Genomic DNA, 15013 nt, shown 5'->3' on the forward strand with positions numbered 1-15013 from the left:
TTCATCAATCATGACCCCTGCAGACAATAGTGACGAGATCGAGATAACTGACCGGGATGCTGACTGGCATAAATTCCTGAAAAGCAGATACAAGAAAGAACTTGACGAGATATCACGTGAGTACCCCTTCCGACGCTCTCTCTATATTAACTATCACGATATCGAGAGTTTCGGAAAAACCGGGACCCAGATGGCTGATGAACTCCTGGAGAACCCGGGCAAGGTTATTGGCGATATCAGGGATGCAATTAAGAATCACCGGTTAATAAAAGTAAAAAAGGAGAAGGACCCCGCCGATGCCAATATCAGGTTCCTCTCACTTCCCCGCAAGATCGCAATCAGGGAGATCAGGTCTGATCATATCGGACAGATGATAAGCGTTGAAGGCATCCTGCGCAAGACCACCGAAGTCAGACCCAGGATCACACTCGCTGTCTTCAGGTGCCCGTCAGGGCACAGGACCGTAAAGGCACAGGGGTATGGACCGTTCATCGAACCTGAAGGCTGTACTGCAGACGGCTGTACTCAGAAGAAACTGGAACTGATTCCACGCTTCTCCCGATTCGTTGATTCACAGAAACTTCGTATCCAGGAGTCGCCCGAAGGGCTTCGAGGAGGCGAGCAGCCTCAGACGATCGATGTTGATGCTGTGGATGATATCACCGGAATCGTCACGGCAGGGGACAGAATTGTGATTAATGGGATTCTCAGATCCATTCAGCGCAACTCATACGGAACAAAATCCACAATCTTTGATATCTACATCGAGTGCAATTCCATCGAGGTTGCTGAGAAAGAGTTTGAAGAGGTCAACATCAGCGAAGAGGATGAGAAACAGATCATCGCACTCTCTCAGGACCCGATGATCTACCGGAAGATCGCCCACTCAATAGCTCCCACAATCTTTGGCGTGGATGATGTGAAAGAGGCGATCGCTCTTCAGCTCTTTGGCGGTATAGCCAAGGAGATGCCTGATGGTACGAGGCTCAGGGGTGATATCCACGTCCTCCTCATCGGTGATCCTGGTATCGCAAAGTCGCAGATGCTCAGGTACGTGGTAAAACTCTCTCCCCGTGCTATCTACACATCAGGTCAGTCATCGACTGCTGCGGGCCTTACTGCAACGGCTGTCAAGGACGAGTTCGGTGATGGTCGGTGGACACTTGAAGCAGGAGCACTCGTGCTGGCAGATATGGGTGTAGCCTGTGTGGATGAGATGGACAAGATGGACAAGAACGATCGCTCTGCCCTTCACGAGGCTATGGAGCAGCAGTCCATTTCGATCGCAAAGGCAGGCATCACCGCCACACTCAAGTCCCGGTGTGCTCTGCTCGGTGCAGCAAACCCGAAGTACGGGCGTTTTGATGACTTCGCACCTATCGGTGAGCAGATCAACATGCCACCATCTCTGCTCTCACGTTTTGACCTGATCTTTGTCCTCGCAGATAAGCCGGAACATGAACGTGACCTTGCTATCGCAGAGCATATGATCAAGGCCCACAGCGTGGGAGAACTGATTGCACAACACAGCCGGACACCGATCGACGGCGTGACCGACGAGTACATCGCTGAACAGTTAAAACCGGTCACACCAGAGATCGATCCCACGCTCTTCAGAAAATATGTGGCATATGCGAAGCGAAACTGCTTCCCAAGGCTTGGGACAGAGGCCAGAGAGGCGTTGATCGAGTATTACATGAAACTGCGTGACCTTGCAGATGCGAATAAGCCGGTACCGGTCACTGCCCGTCAGCTTGAGGCCATCATCAGACTTGCAGAATCGAGTGCGAAGATCAGGCTATCACCGGTCATTGAAAAGAGCGATTCAGACCGCACGATCAGGATCATCGACACCTGTCTGCGCCAGGTAGCCTATGATCCTTCAAGCGGCTCTTTTGATATCGATATGGTAGCAACCGGGGTTTCAAAGGGGAAGAGGGATCTGATCAGAACCATCAAACAGGTTATCAGGGATACTGCTGATGATAACGGTCGTGCCCACATTGAGGATGTAATCGAGCGGGTGCGGAGCCAGGGCTTTGACAAGGATGATGTTGACAAGCAGATCAGGGCGATGCTCAGATCAGGAGAGGCGATGGAGCCCAAACAGGGAGTCATCAAACTCATTTAAGAAAGACTGATGCAGATGGCCGACGGGTCAGACAGGCATCAGCCATGTCATCCTTTGTTATATACCGGAGAATACAATCGTTATGATCGAAACAATTACTGAGTGTTGGTCATGATTTTCAATATCAATCCTGTGGTCAGGTGTTCAGCGAGGCCTTATGATATCTGATCGTGAGCGTGCAGCGTTCGAGGCTGGCATTAAGCTCGGAGCCCTCTATCACCAGTGGGTGGGGACACCGGTCTCACGTGAATCAGCCGGTTCCCTTGAGCGGGCTATCGAGAATGCCCATATCCAGCAGCCGTATGTCACCGAGATCACGGTGGGTCTTGATCGTGAAGCGATGATCCCGAACTCGTTCGGGTACAGTGAACTTGCAGGGTTAATGCTTGATGTGGAGATGACGGTCAGGGTAAACCAGGCTGCCTGCCATGTATCGCTCTCACGGGAAGGTGAATATCCGATGATGCGGATAGAGTGGATTGATGAAGAGTCCGAAGTTTCCAGTTCTTGATGATCATATCCACATCGATCCAAGAAACGGTCGTGGGATTGATGCTATAAAGGACTTCAAACGATCAGGCGGGACCCATATCTGCCTTGTTACTAAACCGTCCTGGTCGCTCGATGTTCATCCATCTTCAGGCGAGGATTTTGCTGCTGTATTCGATGAGACACTGGCAATAGCAAAACTGATCGAGGAAGAAGGAATCGTTGTCTTTCCACTTCTCGGTGTTCATCCCGCCGAGATCACGGCACTGACTCCCCGCCTCACATTAGAGGAGGCAACGTTGGTGATGAAAGAGGGTCTCGACTGCGCAGCAGCATATGTGAAAGATGGAAGAGCAGTGGGGCTGAAGAGCGGAAGGCCACACTATGAGACCTCACCCGAGATACTGAATGCATCAAATCAGATCCTCTTCCATGCCCTCACACTTGGTGGAGAACTCGGGTGTGCCGTACAGATCCATGCGGAGACCGGGCCATGTGATGACGTTGTTGAGATGGCAGGATCAGCGGGAATGGATGCCACACGAATTGTCAAGCATTTTGGTTCTCCAGAAACCCCGCTCATGCCATCTCTGGTCGCAAAACATGAGAGTATTCCTGAACTCTGTCAGCAGAAGAGGAAGTTTACCATGGAGAGTGACTACATGGATGAGAATGAACGCCCGGGAGCAGTGATGGGACCACGTTCGGTTCCCAGACAGACAACAAGTCTCCTGCAGGCAGGGAAGATCTCTGAAGAGGATATTTTCAGGATACACCAGAAAACCCCTGAAGAAGTGTACGGGGTTGAGATCAGGATCTGACTTGGATCCGTATTCTCTTATTCCTTGTTCAGCATATCCAGAGCACAATCTACAAATTCAGATAAACGGGGAAGATCGTTCCTGAGGATCAACCAGATCCTTGAAACGTTGACATCAGTGTACTGATGCACCAGAATATTCCTCAATCCTGCAATATCCTGCCAGGGAATCGCAGGTTCCATCGATTTAATATCATCAGATAGCCGCTGAGTTGTTTCGGTTAGAATCTGTAATTTTCTGATGACGGCATCCTGAGTTTTCTCATCCTGAAGAAAGTGGTCATGCCCCTCCTGTGTATATTCATTAATCTTTTCGATATACTCCCCTATCAGGGTAAGATAATACCGATCATCTTTCACAGAGGGATCGCCTCAGAAAGGACTGACTCTCTGATGAACGTATGAAGGCATGCAGGTTCTACTAGATCGACATTCATATTCAGGAGTTCCTGTAACTCCCGAATCAGAGCTGCCTGATCAAGCAGACTTCGGTCAGGATCGATATCCGCCAGAATATCAAGATCACTATCTGATCTCTGATCGCCTCGAGCATAGGATCCGAATATCCGGAGGTTATGTGCGCCATGGAGGAAGGCAATTGAGAGAATCTTCTCACGACGACTCTGTATAAAAGCCAAACCCACATTTTCCATAGTATCATCACCAGATTGTTTTGAGATCTGCTGTCTCTCTCATGTGAGATCTGCAGTTATATACGTATCAGTACGTTTGAATGCTTTTTTGTCGGGAGACGAAACCATCAAGTCCCGGTAGGGAATGACTTTACGTCATCAGCCGGTTCATATATATCAGATGTATATCAGGATTCACCGGTCAGCCGGCTGTCAGGAGGTCGTAGGAATCTGCGACCAGGAGTTACTTGGCACCACACTGGCTGAAGGAGACCTGAACATGGTAATCAGTCCATCATTCTTCGGTGAGCACCTTGCAACCGAAGAGGAAATTCTTGCAGCACTTCATGATTGTGGAAATATCAATATGTTTGGTGAGCGGTGCATAGACCTTGCAGTCAGGCACGGATTTGTTGAGAGGGAATCGTGCCGGATGATAGCCGGCGTTCCCCACGCAATTATTCTTTAATTTCTTTTTAGAACTATGGATCTACACGACGCAATATGTCCAAAATGCGGAGGTCCCTCAAAAGACGGAAGCCTCTGTGGAAAATGTCTCACCGGGGAGATACCCTGGTTTGTCTGTGAACCCAGGGTATTTATCGTCAGGTGTGGTGGCTGCGGCTCACTCAAAACATCAGCCGGATGGGGAGACTGTACTCGGGAACGGGAGGATCTTGAAGAGGATGCTGCAATATCAGCGGTAAAACTCCATCAGGATGTAAAAAAACCGAACATTCTGGTCAAACTTGATCATCTCAGCATCAACCGTACCTATGCCGATCTTGAGATTAACGGCACCCTGTACGATGAAGAACTCAAAGGGTACTGTTCACTTGAGGTCGTCTGGCAGAATGAATCCTGTGACAGGTGCAACCGCCAACATGGAAACTACTACGAAGGAGTAGTCCAGATCCGGGCTGAAGGGAGAAAGGCAACCGTTGAGGAGCAGGAAGAGTCCCAGCGGATCGCTGTGCAGGTCGAGACCGAGATGCAGAACGATGGAGAACGTCTCTCATTCATCACGCGATTTGATGAGGGACGTGAAGGTCTCGACATAGTAGTTGGGTCCCAGGCAATTGGTGAGCAGATCTCACGTGAGATCACAAGACGGATCGGTGGAAGATTCTCACTCCATCCCACACTCATTGGTGAGAAGAACGGCCAGAAACTCTACCGGATCACCTACGCAGTCCGTCTCCCTAAACTGCAACGGGGAGATGTTATCGCTGTTCGCAATACCTATGGAGAGATCCTCAATCGCGAGGGAAAGACATTCACATACCTGGATCTGAAGACAGGAATACCACGGACAGTTCCCGAGTCAACACAATCGCGGTTTGTTGCAAACGTGCGGGATGCTGCTGTCTTTTCTGTCATCTACCAGGATTCGGGGATTCTCGGGATACTTGATCCCGAGACCGGAAAGACTGAAGAGATCAGCAGGGTCTCCTGGCGCCATCCGGAAGTTGGGGACTCGGTAAAGATCCTTCGCGATAACGAGCGTACCATCGTGGTATAATGCGAGCCCGCCTGGTTTCACTCACGGATATACCTGATATCATATGTGAACCCTGGGTGGATCAGAGCAGGCGCCCATTTGTCTCGACTGACGGAGTATACATTCCGGTACGGAAAGGATACCCCTCAACACATCTCCTCCCTTCACGCAGACGATCAGGAAGAGGGTATCAGAAACTCGGTGATGCACTGATCTTTCACGGGGAACGTCCAACAAGGGAAGATCTGGACGAAGTCAGAAGGCGTGAAAACCCGGAGACGATATACTGGATCACCGGTCATGAAGGGGTGATCAGGAGACCGAATATCATCAGGCTTGAAGGCCCCGGCGGAGTGGTCACCCATCGGGAGTCAGGGATCATCTATCGCCTGGACGTGGAACAGGTCATGTTTTCGCAGGGAAACAGAGAAGAAAAGTCACGAGTTTCCAAAATGATCCGACAAGGGGAGCTCGTTGCTGACATCTTCGCTGGTATCGGGTACTTCACCCTCGGGATGGCCCGGGCTGGTGCAGAGGTTCATGCCATAGAGATAAATCCAGTCTCATACGGTTTTCTGGAGGAGAACATCTCACTTAACAGGCTGGACGGAGTGATCCGGGCTGAGAGAGGGGATTGTCGTGATTGTATATCAGGACTCTATGATCGGATTCATATGGGTCACTTCGATGCAGTCACATTCTTCAAAGTCGCCCTCGATCATGTACATCTTGGAACGGTGCTTCATGTTCATATGCTCGGCGATCGGTCAGAAGAGATAAGAAGTATCCTCTGTAATTCTGAAATGGATGCCTCAATTACTATGCACAAAGTCAAGAAGGCAGGGCCCCGGACCTGGCACATGGTGGCCGATGTGGTGATCGCATGAATCTTCTTCAGGATAAGGTCATTCTGCTCGCAGTAACCGGGAGTATCGCCGCGGTTGAGACAGTAAAACTGGCCCATGCTCTCAGGCGCCGGGGTGCTACTGTCCAGGCAGTGATGAGCGAGGCCGCCACAGGAATAATTCATCCAGATGCCCTCACCTACGCCTGTAACCGTGAGGCAATCACCAGGATCAGCGGGATGGTTGAGCACGTACAGTACTGCGGTGATGAACGGGAGGCAGACCTGCTACTCATCGCACCCTGCACTGCAAACACGATATCAAAGATAGCATGCGGGATAGACGACACCCCTGTCACAACCTGCGCAACAACAGCACTTGGAAGCAGGATGTCGATCATCGTCGTCCCAGCCATGCATCAGGCCATGTTTCGCCACATCGCGGTGATGGAGAATCTTGAACGCCTCAAATCGTGGGGCGTTCAGGTTATCGGCCCCAGGATAGAAGAAGGAAAAGCAAAGATCGCACAAACTGATGAGATCGTTCTCTCATGTGAGCGTGAACTCTGCGGTAGACCGCTTGCCGGCCAGCATGTTTTAATCACAAGTGGCAGATGCGAAGAGCCTGTTGATGATGTCAGGATACTCACGACGCGGTCATCAGGACGTATGGGACAGGAACTTGCAAAGGCTGCATACCGTCTGGGAGCTGAGGTGACGATCATTCATCACGATCATCTGCCCGGAATCAGAAATATCAGGACAGACACTGCAGAATCGATGCTGAATGCTGTCATGCTGGAACTGGACACCCATCAGGTTGATATCTATATCAGTGCTGCAGCAATCTCTGATTATGCCCCGGCCCGGTGCGAGGGGAAGATTCCATCAGGGCAAAGCCCGGTACTCCATCTGCATCCCCTCCCAAAGATCCTTGACCACGCAATCACCAAAGCCGGACTTACAATTGGCTTCAAACTTGGTGAAGAGAGTAGTGATGATGCATACGCCCTTCTAAAGCGGGGTGTCGTCCTTGTTGCAGCAAACAGACCTGAAACCATGGGCTCGACCGGGGGAACATACGAACTGATCGATCAATCAGGGGCAATATCGGTGTCAGGTTCGAAAGAAGAGATTGCACACCGGATGTTGGAACTGGTCATCTTCCGCCATATCCAATCCCTTCCACCAGTACCTTCCAACTCTTGAATCATGACTCTTTCAAAAGTCACTGCCTTCTGTCCCGGCCATATATCTGGATATTTCAGACCCGTGATAACAGGAGATCCGGTTACATCAGGGAGTTGTGGTGGGGGTATTGTAATTGATTCAGGTGTTACTGTCATCGCACGCCCGGCAGAGAAGTCGTCGGTATGTGTGATGCGATCGGATCGGGATGGTTCACCACATGCTGTGTCCAATGACTCTCCGGTGATCAGACAACTTCTCGAAGAACTGAACGTAACAGCATCGGTCAGAACCTGTTGTACACTACCGCTCTCAGCAGGATACGGGCTTTCAGCTGCAGCCCTGCTCGGGACTGTGCATGCTGTCAACCGGCTCTTTGATCTCGGGCTTTCTCCTGATGAGTGTGCATTGCAGGCTCACAAGGTAGAGGTATCATGCCGGACCGGGCTTGGTGACATAGCCGCATGCCAGGGAGGCGGATGGGTTGTGCGAAAAGGGCCGGGCGTAAAGGCCGGGATTATCAGGTTCCTAAATAACCAGACAATTCATGCCCTTACCCTCGGGCCATTAAAGACCTCATCTGTTCTCTCATCTCCTGAAATGCTGACCAGGATAACTGCTGCATTTCCAGCTGATCAACCAGGTAATCTTTCAGATTTTTTTGCCTGCTCGCGAAGTTTTGCCGAAGCATCCGGGCTCATCTCACCTGACATATGGAAAGTCCTAATCGCCTGTGACGCCAATGATATCCCAGCTAGTATGACAATGCTCGGAAATGGAATATTTGCACTGGGAAACCATGCGAAAGACCTTCTCAGCCAATACGGGGAGGTTTATTCCCTGCAGATAGCACAGACCGGGCCCAGGATTCTGGAGGAGAAATCTTGATTCCGGAGAGTCACCCGAGATATCGTTCCCTGGTTACCCGCGAACGAATGGCCGAGGCTGCACGTTCAGGGGTTGTTGCACTTGAGGGACTCACAGCTCACGGGAGAGGAGAGGCTTTTGATTATCTTCTTGGTGAGAAGACCAGTGCCAGTGCCTCAGAGGCAGAACAGGTGACAGCAGCACTCCTGAAGACTGCCACTCATCCGGTTATTTCAGTAAACGGCAACACGGCAGCCCTATGTGCCGAGACGATAGCAGCACTGCAACAGGCATCAGGAGCAGTTGTTGAGGTGAATCTATTTCACAGGACAGAAGAGCGGGTTGCTGCCATCACCAGGATCCTGGAAGATGCAGGATGCAAGGTGATCAATGGTCCGGTGGAGAGGTTTATTCCACTCGATCACGACCGCGGGCTCTGCCATGCTGACGGGATGGCCTCTGCTGACGTTATCCTTGTCCCCCTCGAGGATGGGGACAGGGCTGAAGCACTGGTTGCAATGGGAAAGAAAGTGATCGCGATAGATCTCAATCCACTCTCACGGACTGCACAGACTGCAACTCTTCCGATCATCGATGAGGTTACCAGGGCAGTTCCGGCGATCACTGATGCCCTCAGGAATCTGAAACCCGGTGAAGCAGAACGGCTGGCAGAAAATCCTGATGGGAAAAAATACCTTCGTGATGCGATCATGACGATACGGAGCAGACTTGATGGCCTTCTGGATTGAGAAGTTCAGGCCCTCGGATCTTGACCAGATCATCGGGCAGGAGCGGGTCGTTGAGGTCCTCAGGATGTTTGCACAGAGCCACATGCTCCCGCACCTTCTCGTCACCGGGCCACACGGAACGGGAAAGAGTGTTGCAGTGGAATCAACCCTGAAATCACTCTATGGTGACACATGGCAGGACAACGTCACCATCTTCCAGACTGCAGACCTGATGGAGCGGGGGAGATCATACCTGGAGACTGATGAGAGGTTCATGCATCTCTACAAATCTGATGAATCCTTTCTCTCTAACCTGAAACATGCGATCAACTCGTATGCCTCCATCAGGCCGATAAATGCCGAGTTCAAAGTACTCTGGTTCGAAGATGCCCACACCCTTTCTCATGAGGTCCAGCATGCCCTCCGCAGGATCATGGAGCGATACAGTGCTACCTGCAGGTTTATCTTCTGCACAACACAGGCATCATCGGTGATCCCGCCAATCAGTTCGCGATGTCTGCCACTCTTCTTCACCCCTCTCACAAGAGACCAGATTCTTGCCAGGCTCCATGAGATCCTTATCTCAATGAACGTTCCTGCAGGCACCGTAAGTGAGGATGAACTTGGTCTTCTTGTGGCAGCTGCCGGAGGGGATCTGCGTAAGGCTATCATGTACCTGCAGGTACGGGTCGCCACCGGAACAGAGATCACCCCGGCATCCTTTGACGAGGGAGAGACGAGGAAGATTGCAGCGGCAGCGTTTATGGCGATGCAGGCAAAGGACATAGGCACCGCACAGAGACGGCTTGAAGGGCTGATGATCGAGTATGGGCTTTCAGCACGAGAGGTTCTTCAGGAGTTGATGCTGATTGTCAGAAGAGAATATTATCATCCAGATATTATCTCAAGCATCGCTGATACAGATTACATCATGACCCATGCAGGAAATGAATACCTGCAGATGAACGCACTTGCCGCACGAATTGTCGGAGAGGTCTTTTTGTGAAGTCAGCATTACCAAGCGAACAGAAGGTTCAATCACATTACGATGAGATCGCTGACGTCTATGACCAGCGGTATGACCATAGGGACAGAGGGAAGCAGTATTACGATCATATCGCCCAGGGAGTGCTGGATCAGATCGGCACCGGGGGGCAACTCCTCGATATAGGATGCGGAACCGGTCTTTTTATCAGAAGATTCCTGAAACATGGCGGTGACGTCATCGGTATCGACATCAGTTCAGGAATGATCAAACGTGCCACCACGATCTTTCCATCAGTTCAGTTCCTCGTGGGAAATGCCGAGTATCTGCCCTTCAGTGAAAATTCATTTGACTCTATCTCAAGTCTGCTCGCCTTCTCCTATCTCACAAAACCGGAGAGGACTCTTGAAGACTGCCTCAGAATACTAAAACCTGGTGGCAGGGTCGCAGTCTGCACACTTGGGAAGAATGTCTTTACATCCAGCCTGCCGGTCATGTTCACGATTGGAGAAAAGATGAAGATCCGCAGAGTCGGTGTCGGGAAGTTCACTGAGCATTATTACACCGCTAAAGAGATGCGTGAACTCTTTGAAGCAGCAGGATTTACCGATATCTCGATCTACCGGTGCTCATTCGCACACTTTACACTGTCTGACCCACTCTTCTGGATAGCCAAAAAAGTGGAACCGTTCATCGAAGAAAATATCCCATATCTTGCATACAATCTCATCGCCAGCGGGCAGAAACCCCTGTAAATAATATATGCAGACCCCTCTACCTGGTTTTTTACTCCCCCCTCTTCCTGAAAATTATTCTGACCACTTTCCTGCTGGTGATATCCAGTACAGGTACAGAGTAATCTATGATCGGGAGATCTCCCGTCTTACACCGGATATCTCTGAATCAGGTGAACTCAGGATTATTGCTCCTCCCTCTCTCTCATCAGAAGAGATATGCAGGATCGTCCGTCGCGACGGGAAGAAACTCTTCAGAATCCGGGAAGATAGACCAACCAGTTGTGACGAATCAGAATGCAGATCTCTTCTCATAGGAGACGAGGAGATCCCATACCATATCCGCATCAGTGTACGTGCCAAAGGAATGACTCTGAAGATAAGTCCCTTACTTCAGATCACGGTGGTTGTTCCTCCCGGCTATTCCACATCCGATCTCCTCACATTTCTGGAATCCAGCAAAGAGTGGATCGCTGATAAGACCGGCAGAACAGATCTCCTCAGAAGAAATGAGGAACCATCTGCCACCGTTATGGCTGGAGACCGGACTATCCCGTATAAAATCCGGACCAGCAGACGGGCAAAACGCATTGTTCTGAAGGTACTGACAGATGGATCAGTTGAGGTGGTTGCCCCACCCAAAACCGATCCAACCCTGATTCACAGATTTGTCACTGAGAAGGCAGACTGGATCCTGAAGAAAACTTCAGGTAGCAGACCGATTCTGCAGGCAAGGGAGTACAAAGACGGAGAGATACTTCCTCTACTCGGAAAGGAAGTCTGTCTCTCTGTGCAGACCGGGGCATCCAAACCCGTTGCAGATCTCACAGACCTGATTTTAACGGTCAAGATTCCTGATGGGCTTGATCCCCTTACAGCCCGCGAGCTGGTAAAGAAAGAGTACAAAAAGATCCTCACGCAGACCCTTGAAAAGAACGTCCATGAGATCGTTCCCGGGTTGTCATCAAGACTTGGCATTCAGCCACCGAGGATCAGATATGGTGAGCAGAAAACCCACTGGGGTGTCTGCACACCGCGGGGAATTACCCTGAATATCAGACTGGCAATGGCACCGGAAGACCTGATTGAGTACGTGGTGGTCCACGAACTCTGTCATATCAGACATCCGAACCATTCAGCCAGATTCTGGAAACTAGTCGAAGATATGCTTCCTGATTATAAGCTAACCAGAGCCCGCCTTAAACAGGATGGCAATCTCTTCAGGCCCTGATACATTGTTAGTGAGAGTCTGATAATTTCAGGGTTATCGATGAGACCCCGGGAATCATCTCATCAATAGGAAGGCCTTTCCCTGCAAGCACCAGTGGGTACGACGGATCGGACTGTCCGAGCGGAACACCGTTCTTTGTATTCGCAAGGATGAAGGCATCATTCCCGGCAATATCTGAACCCGGAAGAGTTACCGTTTCTCCACCTGTACCGGTGACAGTTACCGAATAATCCTGACTCCCGGCATCGTTCACCCGGCTGACAAGACGCCAGAGTGGCATACCGTCCCAGACCTGGCCTGTAGCATCAACCACAGATGCAAAATAATTTGATGATTGTTCTACATTGATCCCTTTTTCATACTCGCCCTGAGTTACCGATGAGGCGTGATCACCTGAAAGCGTGAGAGTCCACCCGGTATCAGAGGTCACTCCGGCAGAGACACTGGCAATTCCTAGCAAAGTGATGAATGTTATGGCCTCTATGCAAAGCCATGATATGGTGATTGTTTTCATGAATGTGATAAAATGCGTAATTCTGGTATTGTTCTCATACTGACGACAGAAAGCAAACTGCTTTTAGTAATTATGGAATAATTTCCCGGAGGTAGATCAGATTCCAGACCCAATGACCCTTGCCCCGAAACCAGATGGCAGGTCCTTCAGGTTTGAGCAAAAAGCATGAATCGCAAAACCGGCCTGAACAAAAAGATTACTCATAGAAGTTGCGTTACTATTCTGTATCATCTACACTATCTGGTTTGACAGAGGGAATTGAAGAGGTTTCTTCCCTTTCAGCAGACCTGACATTGATCACCTGAAAAAAACCCTTAATGAAGAATTCCTGCTACAATGAGAGGACGGGTAATATTAGCGCGTAAAAATTTAATTAATTTCAGAGATGCGAGGCCCGTTATTCAGATCACACAAATGGACGAAGGATTATGGATGGGTCATAGAATTGCCTTGCATACAAATATATGGAAACATCAGAAGACGACATGGTAGGATGGGGATTTATGGAGCATGACGGGCCGGTTGTTGCTGTTCAGATTCGGCTTGCAAAAGGTGAGATAACTACTGCTCAGTACAGGGAGATTATCTCGCGTATAATGAGGAATGTCTCTTCGTTCCAGCAGACTTCGTCGATCAATGTTCTTCAGATGAGATATGCAAAGAGCGAACTGACCGCAGAGCAATATCACGAACAGATGGCAAACCTGATGAAGAAACTTTATCTTCATCCCTGGTCTCCTCCACTTCATATTCTTCACACACGGTACGCAGAAGGCGAGATCACAACTGCCCAGTATGAGGAGATGTATGCGAACCTGACAAAAGAACAGTTTGTATATGATCAGTCTACACCGCTCTGGATAATCAACAACAGGTATGCACAGGGAGATCTTTCTACAGAACAGTACGAAGAGATCGTATCCTTGTGTACAGACTATACCAGTTCCCTCCAGCAGGAGGCAATGAACCAGTCTCCAGGAGGGGCTGACCCGGTCCAGGCTCAGGCTCCTGCAGCCTTCTCACCACGTACATCAGAACCCGAGAAAGAGAGCTCAGTAAAGACCATTGAGTCAGTACCTGATCTGAAGAATGCAGGTACAGAGATACAACCTGAAAAACCGGAAATATCAACTCCAATTAAAGAGACCAGTCAACAGACCGGGCAAAAAAATGAACCAGATACTCCTGTTGAAAACATAGCCATTCAAACGCCGGCTTTAGAGATTTCATCATCAGCTCTGCACACTATCCGTGATCTCCCCGAACTTCCCCCAATTGCAGGCAGGCAGACTCTCACTGCAACAGATACGGGCCAGTCCGGTTCGTCATCAATCATATCAGATCTTCTGGCTCCACCAATTCCACCAATAGCAGTTCCGGAGTCAGGACGATCCAGTTTTCTGTATTCAGGCGGCGGGAATATGATGGGCAGTGAGGAAGATACCGGTGATGTCGGAGTAGAGTCAGAACTACAGATAAATTATTCGATAAGCCCGGTCTCATCCTCTGGGGGAGTAAAAAACACCTATGAGACGGTAACTTCACATGTCACAGCAGAGTCCTCCCCACAGGCAATTCCAGAACCTATCCCATCAGTTATATCAACAATTTCACCTCTTCCGGTTGTTGGAACAGAAGAACAGAACGGCAGTGATCTGAACAGGGAAGTAAAACTCCTCATCGTGAAGGGAAAGTACGAGGAAGCAATTCTCCTTTCCACCACCATGACCGAGAAAAATGCTGGTGATTACAGGGCCCTCTTCTTAAGGGGTATGTCGCGGTATTATCTGGGTCTCCATGATCAGGCACTCGAAGACCTGAATCAGGCACACACACTCTGCAAAAATAAGAATGAGATCAAAAAGATCGAGACGATCAGATCACATATCCTGTGTAAAAAAAATGCAGGCGCTGATTCTGAAAAATGTCCTGACCCGGCACTGCTGACTGAGGAACTTGCATCAGAACATGACGAGGAGCAGCCTGCTGAAGGAAAAGCTGCGAAGCCTGGCGATGACAACGTCTCTGCAATCCTTGATGCACTTGGTAAAAAGGCACAAACCCTTATCGATGCCCGAGAGTTTAAAGAGGCAGAACAGGTCCTCAGAGAGTTCATCGATCACTGCGCTGGTCTTTCAAAACAACGACTCCAGGCAGAATCTGTGGACGATATCCATGCTGCAATGGGGTTTGTCATGTACCAGTTGAAAGATTACAGCCAAGCAAAAAAACATTTTCAGGAGTCTCTCTCCATCAACGATCAAAATGATGTCTCAAATCAATTTATGAAAGACATTCTGATCAGAGCTGCAAAACTGAAAAAATAACTCACGACCGTGTTCACAAATC

Annotated in this window: 16 protein-coding genes; 13 read left to right on the forward strand and 3 right to left on the reverse strand. The window is 49.7% G+C overall.

Translation table 11 applies throughout. The features are described 5' to 3' along the window. Positions 1-10: 10 nt before the first annotated feature. The 3 genes from ACHZA2_RS18010 to ACHZA2_RS18020 all read left to right on the forward strand — a co-directional run bounded on the left by ACHZA2_RS18010 (position 11) and on the right by ACHZA2_RS18020 (position 3441). Positions 11-2131, forward strand: a complete 2121-nt coding sequence (locus tag ACHZA2_RS18010; protein WP_319537522.1) for a minichromosome maintenance protein MCM — start codon at positions 11-13, stop codon at positions 2129-2131. A gap of 157 nt (positions 2132-2288) precedes the next feature. Then, the gene (locus ACHZA2_RS18015) at positions 2289-2642 is read left to right on the forward strand and encodes a dihydroneopterin aldolase family protein (protein ID WP_319537521.1); all 354 of its coding nucleotides are present in this window, start codon (positions 2289-2291) and stop codon (positions 2640-2642) included. Then, positions 2614-3441 (forward strand): TatD family hydrolase, encoded by an 828-nt coding sequence (locus tag ACHZA2_RS18020; RefSeq protein ID WP_319580869.1) that lies wholly within the window; start codon positions 2614-2616, stop codon positions 3439-3441. Before ACHZA2_RS18015 ends, ACHZA2_RS18020 begins: the two co-directional genes overlap by 29 nt. Before the next feature lie 17 nt (positions 3442-3458). Here the strand turns inward: ACHZA2_RS18020 and ACHZA2_RS18025 are convergent, their stop codons facing one another. Continuing rightward, complete coding sequence (locus tag ACHZA2_RS18025) at positions 3459-3800, reverse strand: HepT-like ribonuclease domain-containing protein (protein WP_319537519.1); 342 nt, start codon at positions 3798-3800, stop codon at positions 3459-3461. Then, positions 3797-4078: a nucleotidyltransferase family protein gene (locus ACHZA2_RS18030; protein ID WP_394698629.1), complete on the reverse strand. Its 282-nt coding sequence runs from the start codon at positions 4076-4078 to the stop codon at positions 3797-3799. Before ACHZA2_RS18030 ends, ACHZA2_RS18025 begins: the two co-directional genes overlap by 4 nt. A 175-nt stretch (positions 4079-4253) precedes the next feature. On the opposite strand from ACHZA2_RS18030, the gene ACHZA2_RS18035 reads away from it, so the two are divergent. The 9 genes from ACHZA2_RS18035 to ACHZA2_RS18075 are packed head-to-tail and all read left to right on the forward strand — an operon-like array spanning position 4254 to position 12150. Continuing rightward, positions 4254-4541 (forward strand): DUF424 domain-containing protein, encoded by a 288-nt coding sequence (locus ACHZA2_RS18035; RefSeq protein WP_319537517.1) that lies wholly within the window; start codon positions 4254-4256, stop codon positions 4539-4541. A 15-nt stretch (positions 4542-4556) separates the two neighbouring features. Beyond that, positions 4557-5594, forward strand: a complete 1038-nt coding sequence (locus ACHZA2_RS18040; protein ID WP_319580872.1) for a 60S ribosomal export protein NMD3 — start codon at positions 4557-4559, stop codon at positions 5592-5594. Further along, positions 5594-6460, forward strand: a complete 867-nt coding sequence (locus tag ACHZA2_RS18045) for a class I SAM-dependent methyltransferase (protein ID WP_394698630.1) — start codon at positions 5594-5596, stop codon at positions 6458-6460. Before ACHZA2_RS18040 ends, ACHZA2_RS18045 begins: the two co-directional genes overlap by 1 nt. Next, complete coding sequence (gene coaBC, locus ACHZA2_RS18050; RefSeq protein ID WP_319580874.1) at positions 6457-7626, forward strand: bifunctional phosphopantothenoylcysteine decarboxylase/phosphopantothenate--cysteine ligase CoaBC; 1170 nt, start codon at positions 6457-6459, stop codon at positions 7624-7626. Before ACHZA2_RS18045 ends, coaBC begins: the two co-directional genes overlap by 4 nt. Positions 7627-7629: 3 nt before the next feature. Beyond that, on the forward strand, positions 7630-8493 hold the full coding sequence (locus ACHZA2_RS18055; RefSeq protein ID WP_319580875.1) for a pantoate kinase: 864 nt from the start codon (positions 7630-7632) through the stop codon (positions 8491-8493). After that, positions 8490-9221, forward strand: coding sequence for a 4-phosphopantoate--beta-alanine ligase (locus tag ACHZA2_RS18060; protein WP_319580876.1), 732 nt, complete (start codon positions 8490-8492; stop codon positions 9219-9221). Before ACHZA2_RS18055 ends, ACHZA2_RS18060 begins: the two co-directional genes overlap by 4 nt. Next, complete coding sequence (locus ACHZA2_RS18065) at positions 9205-10206, forward strand: AAA family ATPase (protein WP_319580877.1); 1002 nt, start codon at positions 9205-9207, stop codon at positions 10204-10206. Before ACHZA2_RS18060 ends, ACHZA2_RS18065 begins: the two co-directional genes overlap by 17 nt. Further along, entirely contained in the window at positions 10203-10940 is a 738-nt protein-coding gene (locus tag ACHZA2_RS18070) for a methyltransferase domain-containing protein (protein WP_319580878.1), read from the forward strand. The genes ACHZA2_RS18065 and ACHZA2_RS18070 overlap by 4 nt, the downstream gene beginning before the upstream one ends. A 7-nt stretch (positions 10941-10947) precedes the next feature. Beyond that, on the forward strand, positions 10948-12150 hold the full coding sequence (locus ACHZA2_RS18075; protein WP_319580879.1) for a SprT family zinc-dependent metalloprotease: 1203 nt from the start codon (positions 10948-10950) through the stop codon (positions 12148-12150). Between the two features lie 7 nt (positions 12151-12157). On the opposite strand, the gene ACHZA2_RS18080 is transcribed toward ACHZA2_RS18075, so the two are convergent. Further along, on the reverse strand, positions 12158-12664 hold the full coding sequence (locus tag ACHZA2_RS18080; RefSeq protein WP_319580880.1) for a hypothetical protein: 507 nt from the start codon (positions 12662-12664) through the stop codon (positions 12158-12160). Positions 12665-13128: 464 nt separating this feature from the next. Between ACHZA2_RS18080 and ACHZA2_RS18085 the strand changes: the two genes are divergently transcribed. Next, the gene (locus tag ACHZA2_RS18085; protein WP_319580881.1) at positions 13129-14991 is read left to right on the forward strand and encodes an SHOCT domain-containing protein; all 1863 of its coding nucleotides are present in this window, start codon (positions 13129-13131) and stop codon (positions 14989-14991) included. Positions 14992-15013: the final 22 nt, after the last annotated feature.

Source organism: uncultured Methanospirillum sp., assembly GCF_963668415.2.
GTDB lineage: Archaea > Halobacteriota > Methanomicrobia > Methanomicrobiales > Methanospirillaceae > Methanospirillum.